This is a genomic window from Clostridium sp. ETTB3, from assembly GCF_053571985.1.
Genome location: NZ_CP199832.1, coordinates 1,654,942 through 1,678,769, shown reverse-complemented (window position 1 = coordinate 1,678,769; position 23,828 = coordinate 1,654,942). Strand labels below are relative to the sequence as shown.

The 23,828-nt window shown below is 28.8% G+C and carries 25 protein-coding genes; 24 read left to right on the top strand and 1 reads right to left on the bottom strand.

Annotated elements, in window-relative coordinates:
- Positions 1–4 precede the first annotated feature (4 nt).
- From ftsY to ACUN06_RS08240, 10 genes are all read left to right on the top strand, one after another.
- Positions 5–919 carry a signal recognition particle-docking protein FtsY gene (gene ftsY / locus ACUN06_RS08285; RefSeq protein WP_291731618.1) on the top strand — a complete coding sequence of 305 codons (915 nt, stop codon included), beginning with the start codon at positions 5–7 and terminating at the stop codon, positions 917–919.
- 410 nt (positions 920–1,329) lie between these two features.
- Positions 1,330–1,659, top strand: coding sequence for a putative DNA-binding protein (locus tag ACUN06_RS08280; protein WP_294126246.1), 330 nt, complete (start codon positions 1,330–1,332; stop codon positions 1,657–1,659).
- 16 nt (positions 1,660–1,675) lie between these two features.
- A complete protein-coding gene (ffh, locus tag ACUN06_RS08275) occupies positions 1,676–3,025 on the top strand; it encodes a signal recognition particle protein (RefSeq protein ID WP_449389613.1) in 1,350 nt (449 codons plus the stop codon).
- Positions 3,026–3,061: 36 nt separating this feature from the next.
- Entirely contained in the window at positions 3,062–3,307 is a 246-nt protein-coding gene (rpsP, locus tag ACUN06_RS08270; RefSeq protein WP_042396852.1) for a 30S ribosomal protein S16, read from the top strand.
- 61 nt (positions 3,308–3,368) lie between these two features.
- The gene (locus ACUN06_RS08265; RefSeq protein WP_291731621.1) at positions 3,369–3,608 is read left to right on the top strand and encodes a KH domain-containing protein; all 240 of its coding nucleotides are present in this window, start codon (positions 3,369–3,371) and stop codon (positions 3,606–3,608) included.
- A 554-nt stretch (positions 3,609–4,162) separates the two neighbouring features.
- Entirely contained in the window at positions 4,163–4,660 is a 498-nt protein-coding gene (gene rimM, locus ACUN06_RS08260) for a ribosome maturation factor RimM (protein ID WP_294126243.1), read from the top strand.
- Complete coding sequence (trmD, locus tag ACUN06_RS08255; protein ID WP_291731623.1) at positions 4,650–5,363, top strand: tRNA (guanosine(37)-N1)-methyltransferase TrmD; 714 nt, start codon at positions 4,650–4,652, stop codon at positions 5,361–5,363. The genes rimM and trmD overlap by 11 nt, the downstream gene beginning before the upstream one ends.
- 113 nt (positions 5,364–5,476) lie before the next feature.
- Positions 5,477–5,827 carry a 50S ribosomal protein L19 gene (rplS, locus tag ACUN06_RS08250; protein ID WP_291731624.1) on the top strand — a complete coding sequence of 117 codons (351 nt, stop codon included), beginning with the start codon at positions 5,477–5,479 and terminating at the stop codon, positions 5,825–5,827.
- A 282-nt stretch (positions 5,828–6,109) separates the two neighbouring features.
- Positions 6,110–7,063 (top strand): ribosome biogenesis GTPase YlqF, encoded by a 954-nt coding sequence (ylqF, locus tag ACUN06_RS08245; RefSeq protein ID WP_294126242.1) that lies wholly within the window; start codon positions 6,110–6,112, stop codon positions 7,061–7,063.
- Complete coding sequence (locus ACUN06_RS08240) at positions 7,063–7,881, top strand: ribonuclease HII (RefSeq protein WP_449389612.1); 819 nt, start codon at positions 7,063–7,065, stop codon at positions 7,879–7,881. Before ylqF ends, ACUN06_RS08240 begins: the two co-directional genes overlap by 1 nt.
- Here ACUN06_RS08240 and ACUN06_RS08235 read toward each other — a convergent pair.
- The gene (locus ACUN06_RS08235; protein WP_449389611.1) at positions 7,878–8,249 is read right to left on the bottom strand and encodes a YraN family protein; all 372 of its coding nucleotides are present in this window, start codon (positions 8,247–8,249) and stop codon (positions 7,878–7,880) included. The two genes, ACUN06_RS08240 and ACUN06_RS08235, sit on opposite strands and share 4 nt — an antisense overlap.
- Positions 8,250–8,376: 127 nt before the next feature.
- Here ACUN06_RS08235 and ACUN06_RS08230 point away from each other — a divergent pair, with 127 nt between their 5' ends.
- From ACUN06_RS08230 to ispG, 14 genes are all read left to right on the top strand, one after another.
- Positions 8,377–9,900, top strand: coding sequence for a YifB family Mg chelatase-like AAA ATPase (locus ACUN06_RS08230; protein ID WP_291731631.1), 1,524 nt, complete (start codon positions 8,377–8,379; stop codon positions 9,898–9,900).
- 15 nt (positions 9,901–9,915) lie between these two features.
- Positions 9,916–10,974, top strand: a complete 1,059-nt coding sequence (dprA, locus tag ACUN06_RS08225) for a DNA-processing protein DprA (protein WP_291731633.1) — start codon at positions 9,916–9,918, stop codon at positions 10,972–10,974.
- A 51-nt stretch (positions 10,975–11,025) separates the two neighbouring features.
- Positions 11,026–13,116 (top strand): type I DNA topoisomerase, encoded by a 2,091-nt coding sequence (gene topA, locus ACUN06_RS08220; RefSeq protein ID WP_301953374.1) that lies wholly within the window; start codon positions 11,026–11,028, stop codon positions 13,114–13,116.
- A 158-nt stretch (positions 13,117–13,274) separates the two neighbouring features.
- Complete coding sequence (codY, locus tag ACUN06_RS08215; RefSeq protein WP_291731639.1) at positions 13,275–14,051, top strand: GTP-sensing pleiotropic transcriptional regulator CodY; 777 nt, start codon at positions 13,275–13,277, stop codon at positions 14,049–14,051.
- A 388-nt stretch (positions 14,052–14,439) separates the two neighbouring features.
- A complete protein-coding gene (gene rpsB / locus ACUN06_RS08210; RefSeq protein WP_291731641.1) occupies positions 14,440–15,141 on the top strand; it encodes a 30S ribosomal protein S2 in 702 nt (233 codons plus the stop codon).
- An 86-nt stretch (positions 15,142–15,227) separates the two neighbouring features.
- Positions 15,228–16,139, top strand: coding sequence for a translation elongation factor Ts (tsf, locus tag ACUN06_RS08205; protein ID WP_291731643.1), 912 nt, complete (start codon positions 15,228–15,230; stop codon positions 16,137–16,139).
- A gap of 72 nt (positions 16,140–16,211) precedes the next feature.
- On the top strand, positions 16,212–16,922 hold the full coding sequence (pyrH, locus tag ACUN06_RS08200; protein WP_291731646.1) for a UMP kinase: 711 nt from the start codon (positions 16,212–16,214) through the stop codon (positions 16,920–16,922).
- 14 nt (positions 16,923–16,936) lie between these two features.
- Positions 16,937–17,494: a ribosome recycling factor gene (gene frr, locus ACUN06_RS08195; protein ID WP_291731647.1), complete on the top strand. Its 558-nt coding sequence runs from the start codon at positions 16,937–16,939 to the stop codon at positions 17,492–17,494.
- A gap of 143 nt (positions 17,495–17,637) precedes the next feature.
- A complete protein-coding gene (locus tag ACUN06_RS08190; RefSeq protein WP_449389610.1) occupies positions 17,638–18,396 on the top strand; it encodes an isoprenyl transferase in 759 nt (252 codons plus the stop codon).
- A gap of 15 nt (positions 18,397–18,411) precedes the next feature.
- Positions 18,412–19,206 carry a phosphatidate cytidylyltransferase gene (locus ACUN06_RS08185; RefSeq protein ID WP_291731651.1) on the top strand — a complete coding sequence of 265 codons (795 nt, stop codon included), beginning with the start codon at positions 18,412–18,414 and terminating at the stop codon, positions 19,204–19,206.
- Between the two features lie 258 nt (positions 19,207–19,464).
- On the top strand, positions 19,465–20,445 hold the full coding sequence (locus ACUN06_RS08180; RefSeq protein WP_291731653.1) for an AI-2E family transporter: 981 nt from the start codon (positions 19,465–19,467) through the stop codon (positions 20,443–20,445).
- Positions 20,446–20,454: 9 nt separating this feature from the next.
- Complete coding sequence (locus tag ACUN06_RS08175; protein ID WP_449389609.1) at positions 20,455–21,627, top strand: 1-deoxy-D-xylulose-5-phosphate reductoisomerase; 1,173 nt, start codon at positions 20,455–20,457, stop codon at positions 21,625–21,627.
- Complete coding sequence (locus ACUN06_RS08170) at positions 21,628–22,647, top strand: M50 family metallopeptidase (protein WP_291731657.1); 1,020 nt, start codon at positions 21,628–21,630, stop codon at positions 22,645–22,647.
- A 12-nt stretch (positions 22,648–22,659) separates the two neighbouring features.
- Positions 22,660–23,709 (top strand): flavodoxin-dependent (E)-4-hydroxy-3-methylbut-2-enyl-diphosphate synthase, encoded by a 1,050-nt coding sequence (ispG, locus tag ACUN06_RS08165; protein ID WP_294124585.1) that lies wholly within the window; start codon positions 22,660–22,662, stop codon positions 23,707–23,709.
- Positions 23,710–23,828: the final 119 nt, after the last annotated feature.

The following is a 23,828-nucleotide window of genomic DNA, read 5'->3' as shown; positions in this document are numbered from 1 at the left end:
TAAGATGTTTGGAAAGTTATTTAATAATCTTAAAAGTGGATTAACTAAAACAAGAAATGCATTAACAGATAAAATAAATGAAGCTTTAAATTTAGCTGTATCTATTGATGATGATTTATATGAAGAATTAGAGGAAATACTTATAATGGCTGATATAGGTATGGATACTACTATGGAAATCATAGAAAAATTAAAAGATAAAATAAGAAAAGAAAAAATAAATGATGTGGAACTTGTTAGACCTGCATTAAAAAGCGTAATTGCTGAAATGATGAAAGCTGGTAGTGAAAATGAAAATGATACTAATGCTGAAAAGGAAGTAATTTTAGTAATTGGTGTAAATGGTGTTGGTAAAACTACAAGTATAGGTAAGCTTGCAGCTATGAATAAAGCTGAAGGTAAGAAAGTTTTACTTGCAGCAGCAGATACATTTAGGGCAGGTGCTATTGATCAACTTGTTGTTTGGAGTGAAAGAGCAAAAGTTGATATAGTTAAGCATGGTGAAGGATCAGATCCAGCAGCAGTAGTATTTGATGCTATTAATGCATCTAAATCAAGAGGTGTTGATTTACTTATTTGTGATACAGCAGGAAGATTACACAATAAGAAAAATTTAATGGATGAATTAGGTAAAATAAATAGAATAATAGATAGAGAACTTTCAGATGCTCATAAGGAAACTTTATTAGTTTTAGATGGAACAACAGGACAAAATGCAGTTATTCAAGCAAAGCAATTTATGGAAGTTTGCCCTATAGACGGAATAATATTAACTAAACTTGATGGAACAGCAAAAGGTGGAGTTGTAATTTCAATTAAAAACACTTTAAACATACCTGTTAAATATATAGGTGTTGGTGAAGGAATAGATGATTTACAAGCATTTGATCCAGAAAGCTTTGTAGAAGCACTATTTTAATGGTGAGTAACAAGTGACAAGTAATAAGTGGCAAGTTAAGGTGAAAACTCCTAGGGTGGTTTTGGAAAAATATAGATTTAAGAAATTTTTTGAGGAATATTAAAATTAACTACAAATTACAAACTAGCTAGGAGTTGTTGAAAATATATTTTCAAATTCAGCATTAGCTGAATTTATACAATAATTTGTAACTTGTCACTTGAAACTTGAAACTGAAAAAACTTGTTGCTAAAAGTTATATTAGTAATTAAAATAACTATAGGTACAAAAGAAAGTACTAAACTTGTTCATAAGTTAGTAAAATTAGCACTTTATAATGAGAAAGAAAAAAATATTTAAGTGTTAAGTAAAAATACTTGACACCTAAAATTCATTCTGTTAAAATCACAGGTGTGGGTAAGGTGATAGGCATGGAAGATAGAGTTGAGATTTCGTTGCTAATGGATTTTTACGGTTCATTACTTACGGAAAAACAAAGAAATATCATGGAGCTATATTACAACGAAGATTTATCTTTAGCTGAGATTGCTGAATTAAACAATACAAGTCGCCAAGCGATTCATGACCTCATAAAAAGATGCTATAAACAATTTCTAACTTATGAAAGTAAATTAAATTTGCTTGAAAGGTCTTTTAACAAGGAAAAGAAAATTATTGATTTTTTAGAAAATATCAATAAAAAATATTCTTTATCTCATGAGGACTATGAAAGTTATAAAGAAATACTAGAAAATTTATAGGCATAGGAGGGTTACCATGGCTTTTGAAGGTTTAGCTGATAAGTTGCAAGAAACGTTTAAAAAACTTAGAGGCAAAGGTAAATTAAACGAAAAAGATATAAAAGAAGCTATGAGAGAAGTAAAGCTTGCATTATTAGAAGCTGATGTTAACTTCAAAGTTGTAAAAACTTTTGTTAAAAATGTTAGTGAAAAATGTGTAGGTAGTGAAGTTTTAGAAAGCTTAACTCCAGCTCAACAAGTAATCAAGATAGTTAATGATGAACTTACTGAGTTAATGGGAGGAAGCGAAAGTAAAATCAACTTCTCAAGCGTAGGACCAACTATTATAATGTTAGTTGGATTACAAGGTGCAGGTAAAACCACAATGGCTGGTAAACTTGCATTACAATTAAGAAAAGATAAAAATAAGAAACCTCTTTTAGTTGCATGTGATATATATAGACCAGCAGCTATTAAACAATTAGAGGTTGTAGGAAAGCAAATTGACATTCCTGTTTTCCAAATGGGAGATAAAATAAGCCCAGTGCAAATTGCTAAAGAAGGTATTAAGCATGCTAGGGAAAATGGAAACAATGTTGTAATTATAGATACAGCTGGTAGACTTCACATAGATGAAGAACTAATGACTGAGCTTAAAGATGTAAAGGCTGAAGTTAATCCTTCAGAAATCTTACTTGTTGTTGACTCAATGACAGGACAAGATGCTGTAAATGTTGCAGAAACCTTTAATGAAGCTCTTGATATCTCAGGTGTTATATTAACAAAGCTTGATGGTGATACAAGAGGTGGAGCTGCTTTATCAATTAGACATATGACTCAAAAACCAATTAAGTTTATTGGTGTTGGGGAAAAGATGAATGATTTTGAAATATTCCATCCAGATAGAATGTCTAATAGAATATTAGGTATGGGGGATGTACTTTCATTAATCGAAAAAGCTCAAGAAGCTATTGATGAAAAAGAAGCTAAAGAGTTAGGTCAAAAAATGATGGAAAATGACTTTACTTATGATGATTACTTAACAGCTATGGAGCAAATGAAAAAGTTAGGATCACTAAGTAAAATTATAGATATGATACCAGGAGTTCCTAAGGAAATGAAGGAAATTGACTTTGATGCTGGTGAAAAACAATTATCTAGAGTTAAAGCAATAATTTATTCAATGACTGCAAAGGAAAGAAAAAATCCAAAGCTTATAGTAGGATCTTCATCAAGAAAGAAGAGAATTGCTATGGGATCTGGTACATCATTACAAGAAGTTAACAAACTCATAAAAGGACATGAAATGATGAGAAAGCAAATGAGGCAAATGAAATCATTAACTAAAAAGTCCAAAAAAGGTTTATTTGGTAAATTACCTTTTTAAGAGTTTATATATAACCCTTTAAAGGAGGTGAAATTAATGGCAGTAAAGATCAGATTAAGAAGAATGGGTGCTAAAAAAGCTCCTTTCTACAGAGTTGTTGTTGCTGATTCAAGAAGCCCAAGAGATGGTAGATTCATCGAAGAAATTGGGTACTACAATCCAATAACAGAACCTGCAGAAATCAAAATCGACGAAGAAAAAGCTACAAAATGGATCAACAATGGTGCACAACCTACAGATGTAGTTAAGAGATTATTCAACACAGTAGGTCTTAACAAGTAATTTTTGGGAGGTGAACTCTGCAAAATACATTTACATTAGTACATAGTATTTGCAGGCTCTTATGAAAGATTTAGTTGAAGTAATTGCTAAATCCTTAGTGGATAATCCTAGTGAAGTTCATGTAAATGAAATTCAAGGAGAGCAAGACTTAATTCTTGAATTAAGGGTTGCTCCTGAAGATATGGGTAAGGTAATCGGTAAACAAGGAAGGATAGCAAAAGCTATCAGAACTGTAGTAAAAGCCGCAGCACTAAACAAAGATCAAAAAATAGTAGTTGAAATTATCGATGTAAAGAGTTAGGATTTTTCCTAACTCTTTTTTATTGTGTGCCAAACATGGACAACAACTTGACGGTGAAAGTCCGTTGTGGGCTTGGTAGTGGAAACCACTAGCCAAGGACAAGGGTGGCAATCGTGAGGTGGAATCTGAAGGAAGTCTGAGGCAAAGTCTTGGTCTGAGTAATACGAACTACATATAAGGCTTACTAAAGTCGGACGAGTTTGTAATACAAAACAAAGTCCAACACTACCAAAAACTTTAGGAGTAAATGTAGCAGATATATGAGATGAAGGTTACGGACTTAGGCTTGAAAAGCCTAACATATCAGTATATTAAAATTCATTAAACTTAAAGAACCGCCGTGTACCAGGCCAGTATGCACGGTGGTGTGAGAGGGAGGAAAATAAAATAATTTATTTTCCTCCTACTCGATTCTACAAAAACTAGTGTGTCTCTAGCAGAGATACGTACATAGGAAAGTCATTAAGGTAAGTAATAATTATTTTGCTAAAACACAAAAAGTTTGATATAAATAATATAGGAAAAAATTAAAGTAACGTAAGAGGTGAAAGTTTGTGAGTAAAAATTTAAAAGTTGGAAAAATAGTAAATACTCATGGGTTAAAAGGTGAAGTTAAGGTTATTCCATTAACTGATGATATGAGAAGATTTGATGATTTAGATTTTGTTTTAATAAATGGTAAAGAAGTTAAAATAGAAAGCTGCAAATATCAAAAAGATAGAGTTATAATTAAGCTTGAAGGTGTAAATAAAATTGAAGATGCAGAAAGACTTAAAGAAAAGTTTATGGAAGTAACAAGAGAAAATGCAGTTGAACTTGAAGAAGATTGTTATTTCTTAGCTGATTTAAGAGAATGTACTGTATTTGATACAACAGGAAAAGAATTGGGTAGAATATATGATGTTATCCAAACAAAAAATAATGATGTTTATTGGATTAGAAAACCTAAAGAATTATTAATACCTGTATTAAAAGATATAGTTTTAGATATTAATATAGATGAAAGAAAAATAATTATAAGACCAGTAGGAGAATGGATGGATGAAGATTAGTATTCTAACTCTTTTCCCTGAAATGTTTGATATATTTAATCATAGTATAATAGGAAAAGCTCAGGAAAAAGGATTAATTTCTATTAATACTGAAAATATTAGGGATTACACTTTAAATAAGCATAAAAAGGTTGATGATTATCCATATGGCGGAGGAGCAGGAATGGTAATGGCAGCTCAACCAGTAGTTGATTCTATAAGAGCTTGTAAGAAGAAAAATAATGGTAAAGTTGTATTTTTAGGACCAAAGGGAAAAACATTTAATCAAGAAATGGCAGAAGAATTAGCAAAAGAGGAAAGTTTGATTTTTCTTTGTGGCCATTATGAAGGAATAGATGAAAGAGCGTTTAAAGAAGTAGATTTAGAAATATCACTTGGTGACTTTATATTAACAGGAGGAGAAATGGCTGCAATTCCAGTTATTGATTCTGTATTAAGATTAGTGCCAGGAGTATTAAATAAATCTGAAAGTCATGAAGATGAATCTTTTTCAGATGGATTATTAGAATATCCACAATATACAAGACCAGAAATTTTTGAAGGAGAAAGTGTACCATCTGTATTAATTTCTGGACATCATGAAAATATTAGGAAGTGGAGAAGATTAAAATCTTTAGAAATAACAAAGAAAAGAAGACCTGACTTATATAAAAGTGTAGTTTTGACAAAAGAAGATAAAAAATTATTAAATAATAAAAAATAATTTCTTGAAATATAAAAATAGTTATGTTAAAATAACTTTTGTGTTAGTACGGGCGTTCCGCTGTCAAAAATTTTGTTAAGAGCGTCAATTATCAGTTTAGGAGGGAATGCACAATGAACGAAATATTAAGAGCTATAGAAGCAGAACAAATGAGAAATGATTTACCAGAATTCCACGTTGGAGATACTGTTAAATTACACGTTAAAGTTAAAGAAGGTAACAGAGAAAGAATCCAAATGTTCGAAGGTACTGTTATTAAGAGACAAAATGGTGGTTTAAGAGAAACTTTCACTGTTAGAAGACTTGCTTATGGAGTTGGAGTTGAAAGAACTTTCCCAGTTAACTCACCAATCATCGAAAAGATGGAAGTAACTAGAAGAGGTAAAGTTAGAAGAGCTAAGTTATTCTACTTAAGAGATAGAGTAGGTAAGGCTGCTAAAGTTAAAGAATTATTAACTAAATAATTTAAGTTAATAAAGATATGAAGAGACTTAGTATTAAGTCTCTTTTTGTTTACAACAATTATTGAATAGTTAGTAGTTAGGAGTTAGTAGTTAATGAAAAAATTCAGCTTAGGCTGAATTTTAGAAAATATTTAAGGGGCTGTTGCACTAAAAATTTTATACACAATATATTGTTTTAAAAAATAAAAATCAACACAATATATTGTAGTATTTATTCTTAATGCGGCATCCTCATCCATAACTAAAAACTACAAACTAAAAATAGATTTGGAGGTTTGAATTATGGCTACAATTAATTGGTTCCCTGGGCATATGAAAAAGACAAAGAGGGAAATAGTCGAAAATTTAAAGCTTGTTGATGCTGTTATAGAAATAAGAGATGCCAGAATTCCTAGAAGTTCAGCAAATCCAGACATAGATAAAATTTGTGCAGGAAAGCCAAGAGTAATTTTATTAAATAAAAGTGATTTATCAGAATCAAGTGTAACTAAAGCATGGGTAAAAGAATTATCTAATGAAAATGTAAGAGTTTTAGAAGTTAATTGTTTAAGAGGGCAAGGTCTACAACAAATAAAGCCAGCACTTTTAGACTTATTAAAGGAAAAACATGAGAGAGCTAAAGCTAAAGGTTTAGTTAAATTTATGATGAGAGTAATGGTGGTTGGTATTCCAAACTGCGGTAAATCTACATTTATAAATAAAATGGCAAGAAATAATATTGCTAAAACTGGAGATAGAGCTGGGGTTACAAAGAGTAAACAATGGATAAAGACTTCTTTAGATATGGAAATGTTAGATACACCAGGTGTATTATGGCCTAAATTTGAAGATGAAAGAACAGCTTTAAATTTAGCATTTACAGGAGCTATTAAAGATGAAATCATGGATATAGAAGAATTAGCATATAAGCTAGTTGAAAGACTTCAAGAGTATTATCCACAAAGACTTATAGAAAGATTTGGAATTACTGAAATACATGAAAATCCATTAGATAATCTTGATGCTATTGCCAGAAAAAGAGGATGTATAATGGCACGTAATGAAATTAATTATAATAGAATTGCTGTTATGCTTATAGATGAATTTAGAGGAGGCAAATTGGGGAATATTTCTCTAGAGCGTCCAGATGATGTTTTCGAAGAAGTTGAAGTTGAAAAGAAAGAAGAAACTGAAAAAGAAAGAAAACGTAGAATAAGAAAAGAAAAGAGAAATGAAAAGAAAAAGGAAAGAAGATAATGGATATGTTAACTACAGATATTAGTAGCTTAGGTTATAAAGCTGTTAAAGAAAAAGTAGATAAAATAGATGTAAATGAAGTACATAATTCTGAAGATTTAATAAAAATTATAGATATATTAAAAGCTGATAAGCGTAAAAATATAAATAGTTTAGGCAATAAACTTCAAAGAGCTAAAGATAAGATTGAAAGTGAAATCAAAAGAGTAAGAGAAATGTATAATTTCGATAAATCTTTTGGAGATTTTCAAGTTGTAGCAGGTGTAGATGAAGTTGGAAGAGGACCTTTAGCAGGACCTATTGTTTCATGTGCAGTAGTATTAGATTTAAATGTTCTTGATGATGAGTTAATATTATGGATTAATGATTCAAAAAAATTAAACGAGAAGAAAAGAGAAGAATTAGCAGAAATAATAAAAGAAAAAGCAGTTGCATATTATATTGCTTCTAGAGATTCAAAGGAAATTGATACAAGAGGAATTGGAGTTTGCAATAATGAAGTATTCCTTGAAGCATGTAATAGTTTAAAAGTAAAGCCTAATTTAGTTTTATCTGATGGATATACAGTAAAGGGTATACAAATACCAAATAAAGCTGTAATTAAAGGTGATACAAAATCAGCTTGTATAGCAGCTGCATCAATTGTTGCAAAAGTATATAGAGATAGTTTGATGAAGGAGTATTCTAAAAAATATCCACATTATGCTTTTGAGGAAAATGCAGGTTATGGTACATCTAAGCATATAGCAGGACTTAAAGAATATGGTCCTACAGAAATTCATAGAATGTCATTTTTAAACAATATATTATCATACTAATATGCTCTAAATGCATCTTGTACATGATTTATAATATGAGAAGATGTTATAGTATTAAATAGTACTTCTATTATGTCATATCTAACATTAAAGTTATAATATTTCTTAGAAATTAAATATAATTCAGATAATTTAATTATTTGTTTTTGTTTATAGCAGGTAATAGATTCTATTGGGGAACCAAATGAATTTGAATACCTGCTTTTTATTTCGCAAAAAATTAATAAATTATTCTTTTTACATATAATATCTATTTCACCAAATTTATTTCTAAAATTCATATTTAAAATTTTATAACCTTTAGAGATTAGATAATCTCTAGCTAAAGCTTCACCAAAGCTACCAATGTCCTTATTATAACTATGCATTTTAATCACCTCTTATTTTAATCATAGACTAAGAATGTATTTTTATTCAAAATAAGGTTAAAGAAGTAAAACCATGTCAATAATGAAGAAATAGTATTGAAATATGAAGGGATTGTGATTTTAGAATATGGCTATACAAATAATAAGTGCAACTCATAGGGGATTAGATGGGGTATTAATTAATGTAGAAGTAGATATTACAAGAGGAATTCCAATATTTAATATAGTTGGATTACCAGATACATCAATTAAAGAAGCAAAAGAGAGAGTAAGGATGGCAATTATAAATAGTGGGTATGAATTTCCTTTAGGAAGGATTACTATAAATTTAGCACCAGCAGATGTAAAGAAGATAGGGAGTTTACTAGACTTGCCAATAGCATTAGGAATTTTAATGGCATCAGGACAAATTGAAGAAAAATCATTAAATGATTATATAATTTTTGGAGAACTTTCATTAAATGGAGAATTAAAGGGTGTTAAAGGTGCTATTCCTATTATATTTGAGGGAGATATAAGCAAGAAGCAAAATTTTATCTTTCCATTAGAAAACTTAAGGGAAATGAGAAATTTTATATTAGGAAATTTTTATCCATTTAAAACATTAAATCAGGTTATTTCATTTTTAGAAAATAATGATTTGCTTCCTTATAAAGGTGAATCTCAAAAGAAAAAGAAAATAATATATAATAATAAATATGAAGACATAATGGGGCAATATACATCCAAGCATGCAATGGAAATTGTAGCAGCAGGAAGACATAATATTATGTTATTTGGTTCACCAGGTTGTGGGAAAACAATGCTTGCAAAGGCATTACCTTCAATATTACCACCTATGACATTAGAAGAACAAATGGAAGTTGCAAAAATTTATAGTGTATCAGGTATGTGGAATGACGGGTATGATATATCAAGGCCTTTTAGATCACCACATCATACAATAACGAAAACTGCTTTAATTGGAGGAGGAAAAGATATTAAAGCAGGTGAAATAACTTTAGCACATAATGGAGTACTATTTTTAGACGAAATTTTGGAATTTAAAAAGGAAGTACTAGAGTTATTAAGACAGCCCCTTGAAGATAGAATAATAAATATATCAAGATTAAAAGATAGTTATACATTGCCAAGCAACTTTATACTTGTAGGAACTTTTAATCCATGTCCTTGCGGAAAAATGTTAGATTATGATTCTACATCTGTATGTACTTGTACAGAGTTAGAAAAAAAGAGATATATAAATAGAATGTCAAGATCATTACTTGATAGAATTGATATTTTAAATTTTGTTCCAAGAATAAAAACAGCAGAAATTTGTATAGGAAAAGATGAAATAAATTCTGATAATATGCGACATAGAGTAATAGTTGCAATAGAAATACAAAAGGAACGCTTTAAAAACACAAATTATAGATATAATTCAGAAGTTGTTGGTAAAGATGTTTTAAGATTATTTAAGTTAAGTAAAGGAGCTAAAAAAGTGTTAGAAAGTTATTATAAAAATTATGATATTACTCTTAGAGGATATACAAAAATAATAAAGGTTGCACGAACAATAGCTGATTTAGAATGCTGTGATGAAATAATGGATTATCATATAATTGAATCAATAGGCTTTAGAAAAAATGTATTTGGAGAAATTATTTAAGGTTGGTGTTGAAAAATGAAAGAGTATGAATTGTGGTTAATTTTAATGGATATAAGTAATTATGAAAAAGTAAAATTAATAGAAAAGTATAATAATGAAGAAAATATTTATAATAATATTGATAATATAATTAATAAAAATGAAATAAATAAAATATTTATAAAAAGATTTAAACATAGGGATATATATAAAGAAGAGGATTTTAAAAAGTTTTTATATAAAAATGATATACAATATGTAACTTTATCATCAAATTTATATCCTGAAAAATTAAAAAATATAAGTAATCCTCCATATATGTTATTTTATAAAGGAGATTTATCTTTAGTTAATGAAAAAATGATAGCAGTTATAGGTGCAAGAAAAAATACTCTTTATGGAGAGCAAGTTGCTAAGATGATTGCAAATGAGTTATTTGAAGTATCATATGGAGTAGTAAGTGGAGTTGCAGCAGGAATAGATTCAATTGCTCATCGTCAAATACTTAGTAGAGGTGGAAAGACAATTGGAGTTTTAGGCTGTGGAATAGATGTTGTATATCCAAAATTCAATAAGAAGTTATATGAACAAATATCTAAAAATGGATTGCTTATTTCAGAATTTTTACCTGGAACAAAACCTTTAGCTTATAATTTTCCTCAAAGAAATAGAATAATAAGTGGATTAAGTAATGAAGGAGTTATAGTAGTTGAAGCATCAAAGAAAAGTGGTTCTTTAATTACAGTTGATTATGCACAAGAACAACATAAGAAAATATTAGCAGTTCCAGGATCTATATTTAATGAAACTAGTGCAGGATGTAATTCTTTGATATATGATGGTTGTGATCCATTTTTGGGAAAACAAGATTTGTATGATTTTCTTAATATAATTAAAAAAGGTGGAGAAAATAATAACAAAAATGATATAAAAATGGATTTGTTAAAAAAGATAGGAAAAGAGCCTATACATATAGATAAAATAATTGGAAGTGTAAATATTGACAGAACAGCTTTATTTGAGTTATTATTTGAAATGCAAAATGAAAATGAAATTATTTGCCTACCAGGCAATTATTATGTAAAGATTAGATAGAGATGGATTAGGGGGGTAAAAGCTCCTAAGGAATATATAGGAGTTGATGGTATGGGTCAGAATCTTGTTATAGTAGAATCACCTGCAAAAGCAAAAACAATAAGTAAATACTTAGGGAAAAATTATACTGTTGAGGCATCAATGGGTCATGTTAGAGACTTACCTAAAAGTAAATTAGGTGTTGATATAGAAGAAAATTTTACTCCAAAGTATATAACTATAAGAGGAAAAGGTGAATTAATTAATAAATTAAAAAAAGCAGCAAAAAAGGCTGATAAAGTATATCTTGCAACAGACCCCGATAGAGAAGGGGAAGCAATATCTTGGCATTTAGCTAATATTCTAAAAATTTCGGAAGATGAAACTTGCAGAATAGTTTTTAATGAAATTACTAAGGGAGCTGTAAAAGAATCTATTAAGGAAGCTAGAAAAATTAATTTAAATTTAGTTGATGCTCAACAAGCAAGAAGAGTATTAGATAGATTAGTTGGATATGAAATAAGTCCTATTCTTTGGAAAAATGTTAAATGGGGATTAAGTGCAGGTAGAGTTCAATCAGCTGCGTTAAAGTTAATATGTGATAAAGAAGAAGAAATTAAGGCTTTTGAACCAAAAGAATATTGGACGGTAGATTGTGTTTTAAAAAAAGGAAGAAAAAAATTTCCTATCAAATTAACAAAGCATAACAATAAGAAAATAGAAATTAATAATGAAGAAGAAGCTAATAAAATAATAAATGATCTTTCACAAAATGATTATAGAGTTGAAAAAGTTAAAAAAGGAAGCAGAGCTAAAAATCCACTTCCTCCATTTACAACAAGTACACTTCAACAAGAAGCATCTAAAAAATTAAATTTTATAACTAAAAGAACTATGTCTATAGCACAAGCTCTTTATGAAGGTGTTGATGTAAAAGGATTTGGGACAGTAGGTCTTATAACTTATATGAGAACTGATTCTGTTAGAATTTCTGAAGAAGCGCAAGGAAAAGCTATAGATTTTATTAAGCAAAGCTATGGAGAAGAATATATACCAAAAGAATTAAGAGTATATAAAGGTAAGAAAAATATACAAGATGCTCATGAAGCAATTAGACCTTCTCATATAGAAATAACTCCTGAAGTTGCAAAAGCAAGTTTAACACCAGAACAATATAAGCTATATACTTTAATTTGGAAGAGATTTATTGCAAGTCAAATGTCATCTTGTGAATTAAGTACAAATAGCATTGATATAGTTAATGGAAACTATACTTTTAAAGCATCAGGATCAACTATTAAATTTGATGGTTTTATGAAAGTATATGATTATAAAACAGAAGAAGAAGATAATGATGTATTATTACCAGAATTAGAAGAGGGAGAAGTTTTAGAGCCAGCATCAATTGAAGGAAAACAACACTTCACACAACCACCAGCTAGATATACAGAAGCTTCTTTTGTTAAACTTTTAGAAGAAAAGGGAATAGGAAGACCATCTACATATGTACCAACAATATCAACATTGTTAAGTAGAGAATATGTAGTTAGAGAAAAGAAAAATTTAATTCCTACAGAACTTGGGTTTATTGTAAATAACATTATGTGTGATTATTTTAAACAAATAGTAGATGTAGATTTTACAGCAGGTATGGAAAGAAAACTTGATTATATAGAAGAAGGTAGTGAAGAGTGGAAATCTGTTGTAGGAGAATTCTTTGCACCATTACAACAAGCTATAGAAAAAGCGGAAAAGGAAATATCTAAAGTTGTAATTGAAGATAAAGTAAGTGATGTACCTTGTGATAAATGTGGAAGAATGATGGTTATTAAAAAGGGAAGATATGGAACATTTTTAGCATGTCCAGGATATCCGGAATGTAAAAATGCTAAGCCGATTGTTGAAGAATTGGATGTACCATGTCCAAAATGTGGAGGAAAGATTTTAGTTAAAAGAAGTAAGAAAGGTAAAAAGTTTTTTGGATGTTCTAATTATCCTGAATGTGATTTCGTTAGCTGGAATGAACCAATTAAAGAAGCTTGTTCTAAGTGTGGAAGCTATATGACTATTAAGTACTCTAAAACAAAAGGTAAGCAGGCAGTATGCTCAAATACTGAATGTGGAAATGTAATACAATTAGAAGAAGATAAAAAAGAAGAATAATGAAATCACCCCAATAAGTACTTGTCGAAAGAATGTAAAAAATGTTGTAAAAGAAATATTAATATGATACTATAAAAATAATAGAGATATCATAAAATTTTGATTATTTAGAAAATTAGCATTTATTAGATAAGGATTTTGATGGGGGGAGTATTTAATTGTCATCATTATTAAATAAAACAAGAAGATTAAATAAAATTCTACAAACAGGTGGTGCAGACCCAGTAGTATTTGATGATATATGCAAACTTTTAAGTGAGGTATTATCTTGTAATGTATATATTATTAGTAGAAAAGGAAAAGTTTTAGGGCATACATTTTCTAAAGATTTTGAATGTGGAATAATGAAAAAATATGTTTTAGAAGAATGTAGATTTCCAAAAGGGTATAATGAAAGCTTATTAAAAATTACAGAAACTTTAGCAAATGTAAAAAGCAATGGAATTTGTGTTTTTAAGGGTGAGGGTAACTGCGAAATATCTAATAAAATATCTACAATTGTGCCTATAATAGGGAATAGAGAAAGAATGGGTACATTACTTTTAGCTAGATTTGGAGAAGAATTTACAGATGATGATTTAGTTTTAGCTGAGCATAGCACTACTATAGTAGGAATGGAAATGTTAAGAGCTAAACAAGATGAATTAGAAGATGATTCTAGAAAGAAAGCTGTTGTTCAATTAGCAATTGGTACTTTATCTTATTCAGAATTGGAAGCTGTTGACCATATATTTAATGAATTAGATGGTAATGAAGGTTTATTAGTAGCTTCTAAAATTGCAGATAAGGTTGGAATTACAAGAAGTGTTATAGTTAATGCTTTAAGAAAATTTGAAAGTGCTGGTGTAATTGAATCTAGATCATTAGGCATGAAAGGTACTCATATTAAAATTTTAAATGAAAAATTAGTTGATGAGTTAAAAAAGATAAGATAAATAAAAATGTGGATGTTGCATTAAGAATAAATACTACAATAATATTGTGTTGATTTTTATTTTTAAAACAATATATTGTGTATAAAAGTTTTAGTGCGACAGCCCATTTTTTGTTTTAAAAAATAAATTTTAGGCAATAATAAAAAAGATGAATTATTATCTATAAGTTTATATCATGAGTTAATTATAATAGTTTTACAATAATTTTATTCTTTTATGGCGTGAAAGATAAAATATGCAAAAAATATGTTGCTACTATATAAAGCTTATGATATACTAACCTAGGTAATAAAATACACACACAACCCAATGTATAAAGTTGGTGCCTAATTATTTAGGAAGCTTTATAAAAATGAAGGTTGTGGAGGAAAAACCAGGAGGTAACAAAATGTCAGTAATATCAATGAAACAATTATTAGAAGCAGGCGTTCACTTTGGACACCAAACAAGAAGATGGAACCCTAAGATGGCTCCATATATATTCACAGAAAGAAACGGAATATATATAATAGATCTTCAAAAGACAGTTAAGAAGGTAGAAGAAGCTTACAACTTCATGAGAGAAGTATCAATGGAAGGAAAAGATATCCTTTTCGTTGGAACTAAGAAACAAGCTCAAGAAGCTATCCAAGAAGAAGCTATAAGATCAAACATGCACTTCGTTAACAACAGATGGTTAGGTGGTATGTTAACTAACTTCAAAACTATAAAAACAAGAATTAAGAGATTAGAAGAATTACAACAAATGGAACAAGATGGAACATTTGATGTTTTACCTAAGAAAGAAGTAATCAAATTAAAAGGTGAAATGGAAAAATTACAAAACAACTTAGGTGGTATCACTAACTTAAACGTTGATAACATCGGAGCTATGTTCGTAGTTGATCCAAGAAAAGAAAAGAATGCTATATCAGAAGCAAAAATCTTAGGAATTCCAGTAGTAGCTATCGTAGATACTAACTGTGACCCAGAAGAAGTTGATTACGTAATTCCAGGAAATGATGATGCTATCAGAGCTGTTAAATTAATAACTGCTAAACTTGCTGATGGAGTTATCGAAGGAAGACAAGGTGAACAATTAGCTGAGTAATAACTTTAAGAGGTAGGTGAGGGCAACTTCATTTACCTTTTAACCTAAAATAAGGTTTACATTTAATGTCAAGGAGGAATTTAATAATGATAACTGCTAAATCAGTTAAAGAATTAAGAGAAATGACTGGTGCAGGTATGATGGACTGCAAAAAAGCTTTAGTTGAAACTGAAGGAAACATGGAAAAAGCTATTGAATTTTTAAGAGAAAAGGGATTAGCTGCTGCTGCTAAAAAAGCTGGTAGAGTTGCTGCTGAAGGTATCGTTAAGACTTTCGTTTCAGCTGATAAGAAAACTGCTGCTATGGTAGAAGTTAATTGTGAAACAGACTTCGTTGCTGCTAACGAAGAATTTGTAGGATTTGCTACAAAGGTTGCTGAAATAGCTGCTAACACAAATGCTACAACAGCAGAAGAATTAGTTGCTGAAAAGTTTGATGGAGAAGCTACTATACAAGAAGCTTTAACTGCTTTAATTGCAAAATTAGGCGAAAACATGACAGTAAGAAGATTTGTTAAATTCAATATTGAAAACGGAGCTATTGCTAGCTACATCCACGGTGGCGGAAGAATTGGTGTTATGGTAGAAGTTGCTTGTGACACTGATAGCGCTATGTTAGAAGAAGTAGCAAGAGAAGTTTGTATGCAAGTTGCTGCTGCAAATCCTCTATTCTTAAGCAGAGAACAAGTAGATAGCGAAGCTTTAGAAAAAGAAAAAGAAATCTATAGAGTTCAAGCATTAAATGAAGGAAAACCAGAAAATATCGTTGAAAAAATGGTAATGGGAAGAATCCAAAAATACTACAAAGAAGTTTGTCTTTTAGATCAAGCATGGGTTAAAGATGGAGATAAGTCAATTGCTAAATTCTTAGAAGAAAAATCTAAAGAAGTTGGTTCTCCAATAACTATTACAAGATACGCTAGATTCGAAAGAGGAGAAGGTATCGAAAAGGTTGAAGAAGACTTCGCTGCAGAAGTTGCTAAGACTATGGGTATGTAATATAAAGAGAACACTTTTGTGTTCTCTTTTTTTAAGGAAAAGACTACATATATACCATAAGGAGGGATTACAATGGCAAATGTTGCATATAAAAGAGTAATGTTAAAAATTTCAGGAGAAGCTTTATCAGGAGCAAATGGATTTGGTTTTGATTTTGAAGTAGTAGGAAGAATAGCAAGAGAAGTTAAAACTTTAGTTGATATGGGCGTAGAAGTTGGCTTAGTTGTTGGTGGAGGAAACATATGGAGAGGTAGAACCGGCGAAGGTATGGATAGAACTACTGCAGACCATATGGGAATGTTAGCAACATGTATTAATGCATTAGCTTTACAAGATGCATTAGAAGGTATTGGTGTTATGACACGTGTTCAAACTGCTATAGAGATGAAAGAAATAGCTGAACCATTTATAAGAAGAAGAGCTGTTAGACACCTTGAAAAAGGAAGAGTTGTAATTTTTGGAGCAGGATCAGGAAACCCATATTTCTCAACTGATACTGCAGCGGCATTAAGAGCAGCAGAAATTGAAGCTGATGTTATATTATTAGCTAAAAATGTTGATGGTGTATATGATAAGGATCCAAATAAGTTTGCAGATGCTAAAAAATATGATAAACTTACTTATATGGAAGTAATCGAACAAGGATTACAAGTAATGGATACAACAGCGACTACATTATGTATGGACAATAATATTCCAATATTAGTCTTTGGTATAAGCGAAGAAGGAAATATTAAGAAAGTAATGGAAGGTCAAAAAATAGGTACAATTGTATCTAAATAATTAAGGAGGTATATATGATTAAGGACGTATTAAATACTGCAGAAAGCAAAATGAAAAAAACTATATCTGTATTAACATCAGATTTAACTACATTAAAAGCTGGTAGAGCTAACCCTAAGATGCTTGATAGAATTCAAGTTGAAGCTTATGGTGGATTATGTCCAATTGAACAAGTTGGAAATATATCTGCTCCAGAACCAAGAATGTTAGTTATAACTCCATGGGATAAATCTTTATTAAAGGATATAGAAAAAGCTATTTTAAAGTCAGATTTAGGAATTAACCCTTCTAATGATGGATCTATAATAAGATTATTAGTTCCAGAATTAACAGAAGAAACAAGAAAAAATCTTGTTAAAAATGTTAAAAAGCTTGGAGAAGATGCTAAAGTAGCAGTAAGATCTATTAGAAGAGATGCTAATGAAAAGATCAAAGCATTAAAGAAAGACGGACATATTTCAGAAGATGAAGTTAAAAAAGGTGAAGAATCTGTTCAAAAGAAAACAGATCAATATGTTAAAGAAATAGATTCACTAGTTGTAGCTAAGGAAAAAGAGATTATGTCAATTTAAAACCTGCTATTTAGCAGGTTTTTTTATTAACTGCAATTTTAAAATAAATTATAAATATATTTATATTATTAGTTTTAGGAAGGTTATTAAAAAAAGTAGTTAAAAGTTTAAAATATCATTTGTTGAAGTGTGGAGGCTAAAAAATGTTAAGCTATTTTAAAGCAAATAAGAAAGAAGAAAAAACTAAGTTTGAATTAGATGCTGATAATATACCACAACATATAGCTATAATCATGGATGGTAATGGGAGATGGGCAAAAGCCAAAAACTTACCTAGAACTATGGGACATAAAGCTGGAGTTGAAACTATTAGAAGAGTTATAAAAGAAGCTGATATACTTGGAGTAAAATATATTACACTATATGCTTTTTCAACTGAAAATTGGAAAAGGCCTAAAGATGAAGTTAATGCTTTAATGAAACTTTTAGTGCAATACTTAAGAAGCGAAGTTTCAGAATTGCATAGAAATAAAGTAGTTTTAAGAGTTTTAGGAGACATTACAGCTCTTGCAGATGAATGTAGAAAAGAAATTGAAGAATCTATAGAATTAACTAAAAATAATACTGGATTAGTATTGAATTTTGCCTTTAATTATGGTGGAAGAGATGAAATTATAAGGGCAGTAAAAAATGTTGTAGATGATGTTCAAGAAGGTAAAATAAATAAGGAAAATATAACGCAAGAATTATTTGCAAATTATTTATATACTAAAGATTCACCAGATCCAGATTTAATAATAAGACCATCAGGAGAACAAAGATTAAGTAATTTCTTATTATGGCAATGTGCTTATTCTGAATTTTGGTATTCAAATATAAATTGGCCAGATTTTTCAGAAAAGGATTTACAACAAGCTATATATGATTATCAAAATAGAGATAGGAGATTTGGTGGAGTATAATATAGGAGTTGGAATATGAAGGTTAATAGCAGATATATAGGTGCACTTGTACTTGCACCATTATTAATATTTGTACTTTTAGGGGGATTACCATTAAAATTATTTACTATAGCATTATCAGTATGTGGATTATATGAATTTTATCATGCATTAAGTACTAAGGAAATTAAGAGTATTCCAATAATAAGCTATGCTTTATTAATTGCTTATTATCTTCTTAATAATAATTTTGAATCTATGATGTATATTTTAGTAATAGCAATGGTATTATCTTTAATAATACCAATTATAGATTTAAAATATTCTTTTATGGATGTTTCAGTAACATTTTTAGGATTTGTTTATGTTGTAATTTTATTTAGCTTTATTCCATTAGTAAATTCTAAAATACATGGAGAATATTTAGTTTGGCTTATATTTATAGGTGCATGGCTTTCTGATACAGCTGCATATTATTTTGGAAAATATCTTGGAAAACATAAGTTATGTCCAAAAGTAAGCCCTAAAAAAACTATTGAAGGGTCTATAGGTGGTTTTTTAGGTGGAACACTTGGATGTGGAATTTTTGGAATAGTAGTAAGTAGCTATGTTCCAGAAGTTAGTGTTATTCATTTCTTTTTAATTGGTGCTTTATGTGGTATAATGGGTCAATTTGGTGATTTAGTTGCATCATCAATAAAGAGATATGTAGGTTTAAAAGATTATAGTAACTTAATTCCAGGGCATGGTGGAATATTAGACAGATTTGATTCAATATTATTTAATGCAGTAGTAGTATTTTATTATTTAACATTTATATTAAGAATTTAAAGTTAAAAGATACAATAGAAATTAAGCTATTGTATCTTTTTTTTTAGTTATGATAAATTGTACAAATATATTTTAAAAATTTAAAACTATAAGATTAATTCAATAAATTAGGAGTGAAGGAATCCAATTTTTTATTTATACAAAATAAAGTTCACTAAAAGTAAATTACTTTGATAAATAAAAAATATTCTAAAAGATATATATATATAATAAATTAGTAGTGTGGTAGAATATAATATTTTAAGTTAAGGAGAAAAAATGAGATTATATAAGGGATATAAAAAACATTATCAATATCAAACATTAGTTAATTTATTATTATTATTATTTCTTTTTGTAATTTTAGCATTTGTAATAAAAAATTATTTTAAACCTTTTTTTATTATTATAGTTTTATTAATAATTAGCAATCCTATGTATGATTTAATAAAAAAGATAATTCAAAAAAAAGAAATTTCAGGAGCCTTAACTATTTTATCAATAAATGTATTGATGTTTTGTTTTATATTTTATTTTGGAAATTCAATTGTAGGATTAATTCAAAGTTTTTACATAAATCATATAAATGAATTAAAAGAATGGCTTAACACAATTAAAGTTATTTTTAATATAGATTTAGAAAAATTTATTCAAAATAATTATCAAGGTTTAACATCATTAACATTTAAAAGTGGACTTGCAGTAACTGGACAAGGAATAATATCATATGTTATTGCCAATATAACTGTGTATTTTATACTTGTTGATAAAAGGATATTTATAAAATTTTTAAATTTTATTTTACCCTATGATGTTATTGAAACTATAAGAATTAAAAAAAATAATTTAGGGGAAGTAATAAAAATCGAAATTAAATTAGTAATAATATGTATGATAATAACTATCGTGGGATTTAAAATATTAAATGTTCCAAGTGCAATATTTTTAGGTGTGATATGTGGTATTTTAGATATATTGCCATATGTAGGAACAATAATTGTATTTATTCCAATTATAATATACAATATAATAATGAAGAAATACTTATTAGTGGTTGGATTAATTGCTTTATATTTATTATTACAAATAATAAGAGAAGTATTAGAATTGAAATTTTTAAGTTCTAAATTAGATATTCATCCATTAGTAGTAATGTTATCTATGTATATAGGAGCAGAGATATTTGGAATAATAGGAATATTGATAGGTCCTATATACTGTTTAATAGCAAAAGATTTAATATATGAAGGAACATTATAGGAGGTATAAATGAAGAGTATTTCAATTTTAGGGGCAACAGGTTCTATAGGAACGCAAACTTTAGATGTAATTAGAAATTCAAAAGAAAGAATTAACCTTATAGGAATTACTGCAAATTCTTCCGTAGATAAAATTAAAGAAATAATACAAGAATTTAAGCCTAAATATGTAGGTATGATGGAAAGTAATTCTGCTAAAAAAATAAAGGAGTATTGTGATGAAAATTATCCTGAAATACAAGTTTTTAGTGGTATTGAAGGATTGATAAAAATTGCAACATTAGATGAAATTGATACGGTAGTAACTTCAGTTGTAGGAATGATAGGGCTAAAACCAACTATAGCTGCTATAGAAGCAAAGAAAGATATTGCTTTAGCTAATAAGGAAACTTTAGTTGTAGCTGGTGAACTTGTTATGAATAAAGCAAAAGAAAACAATGTTAAGATATTGCCTGTTGATTCAGAACATAGTGCAATTTTTCAAAGTTTAAGTGGATATGAAAATAAAGATATAAATAAAATAATATTAACTGCTTCAGGAGGTCCATTTAGAGGTAAAACTTTAGAGGACTTAAAAGATGTAACTGTAAAAGAAGCACTTAAGCATCCAAAATGGAATATGGGGCAAAAAATATCAATAGATTCAGCTAGTTTAATGAATAAGGGGTTAGAAGTTATAGAAGCACATTTCTTATTTGATAAGGATTATGACAATATTGAAGTTGTTGTTCATCCTCAAAGTATAATTCATTCAATGGTTGAATATAAAGATGCTAGTATTATAGCTCAAATGGGTACTCCAGATATGAGATTACCTATACAATATGCATTAAATTACCCTAAAAGAAAAGAAATGATTGCAAAACCACTTAATTTTTATGAAGTAGGATTATTAACTTTTGAAAAACCAGATTTAGAAACATTTAAATGCTTAAAATTTGCATATGAGGCAGGGAGAATTGGAGGATTAGCACCTACTATTTTAAATGGTGCAAATGAAGAAGCTGTTGCATTATTATTAGAAGAAAAAATAAAATTCTTACAAATATCAGAAATAATAGAAGAATGTATGATTGTGTTTAAAGATAATTATTATGATGAATTAACTTTAGAAAATATTGTTGAATTAGATGAAAAAGTAAAAAAATATATAAGAGAAAAATGGGCGTTAGGAGTGAATTAAGTGTATATTATAATGGCAATATTAGGCTTTAGTTTATTAATAATTGTTCATGAATTAGGACATTTTATTATGGCTAAGGTTAATGGAATTAAAGTAGAAGAATTTTCAATAGGAATGGGTCCAGAGATTTTTTCTAAAAAAGGAAAGGAAACTCAATATTCATTAAGGTTATTTCCTATAGGTGGATATGTAAAAATGCTTGGTGAAGAGGAAGTAAGTGATGATGAGAGAAGTTTTTCATCTAAGTCACCATTAAGAAGAATTACAGTTATTTTAGCTGGTGTTACAATGAATATTATTTTTGCAATTGTAGCATTTTCTATAATAATTAGTAATAGAGGATATACAGAAGCAAGAATAAGCAAATTAGAACCAAATACCCCTGCAATTGAATCAGGATTACAAGTTGGAGATAAAATATTAGCTATAGATGGTTCTAGAGTATTTACTACTACAGATGTATCAATGGGAATTCAGCTTTCTAAGGGGAAAACTGTTGATTTATTAGTAAATAGAAATGGAAAAAAAGAAAATATTAAAGTTACACCAAGATTAGTTGATAAAGATGGAACACAAATGTATCAAGTAGGATTTTATTATACACCAGTAGAAAATCCAACAGTACTTGAATCTATTAAAGAATCATTCAATGAAACAATTTCTTTAGTAACACAAACATATAAAAGTTTAAAGATGATGGTTACAGGGAAAGTTAACTTTAAAACTGATGTAGGTGGACCAGTTACAATTATTAAGATGTCAGGTCAAGCAGCAAAGAATGGTTTAATGACATTGACATATTTCTTAGGATTCATTAGTATAAATTTAGCTGTATTTAATTTATTACCTTTCCCAGCACTTGATGGTGGATGGACAGTAATATTATTAATAGAGCTAATAACAAGAAGAAAGGTTCCAGATAAAATAGTTGGAGCTGCAAACTATATAGGGTTTATGATTTTAATTGGATTTATGATTGTAGTTACATTAAAAGATATATTATTCCCTATTAGTTTATAGGAGTGAGGAAATATGGAAAGAAAAATTACAAGAAAAGTTAAGGTTGGATCTGTTTATGTTGGTGGAGATTCACCAGTTTCAATTCAATCTATGACTAATACAGATACAAGAGATGTAGAAGCTACATTAGCACAAATAAGAGCACTTCATGTAGCTGGTTGTGAAATAATAAGATGTGCTGTTCCAGATATGGAAGCAGCACAAGCAATAAAGGATATTTGTGCAGGGTCACCAATGCCTGTAGTTGCCGATATACACTTTGATTATAGATTAGCACTAAAGTGTGTTGAAAATGGAATTAGTGCAATTAGAATTAATCCAGGAAACATTGGAAATATAGAAAGAGTAAAAGCTGTTACAGAAGCTTGTAAAGCTAAAAATATTCCAATAAGAATAGGTGTTAATTCTGGTTCTTTAGAAAAGGACATTTTAGAAAGGGATGGAAAACCTACTGCTAAGGGGCTAGTTGAATCAGCTTTAAGACATGTTAAGATTTTAGAAGAATTAAACTTTTATGATATAGTAATATCAATTAAATCTTCAGATGTACCTATGATGATTGAAGCTTATAGATTAATGAGCACAAAATGTAATTATCCATTACATTTAGGAGTTACTGAATCTGGTACTGTGTTTAGAGGAACTATAAAATCAACTCTTGGTATAGGAACTTTATTAGCAGAGGGAATTGGTGATACTATAAGAGTATCATTAACTAGTGATCCGATAGAAGAAATTAAGGTAGCAAAAGAAATGTTAATTGCTTTAGGTTTAAGAAAGCAAGGAATGACATTTGTATCTTGCCCTACATGTGGTAGAACACAAATAAACCTTATAAAAATTGCAGAAGAGGTAGAAAAGAGGCTTGAAAAGTGCAATAAAAATATTAAGGTTGCAGTTATGGGATGTGTTGTAAATGGACCAGGTGAAGCAAGGGAAGCTGATATTGGTATTGCTGGTGGAAAAGGTGAAGGATTAATCTTCAAAAAAGGTGAAATAATTAAAAAAGTTAAAGAAGAAGACCTTATAGAAGAATTAATGAAAGAAATAGAAAACTTATAATATTATAAAAAAAATTTTAATAAGGATAAATTAAGCTTAAAATCTTAATTTATCCTTATTTTTTATTAAATTAGAAAGTTGATTTATATAATATTTTAAACTGTTCTACATATATTGTT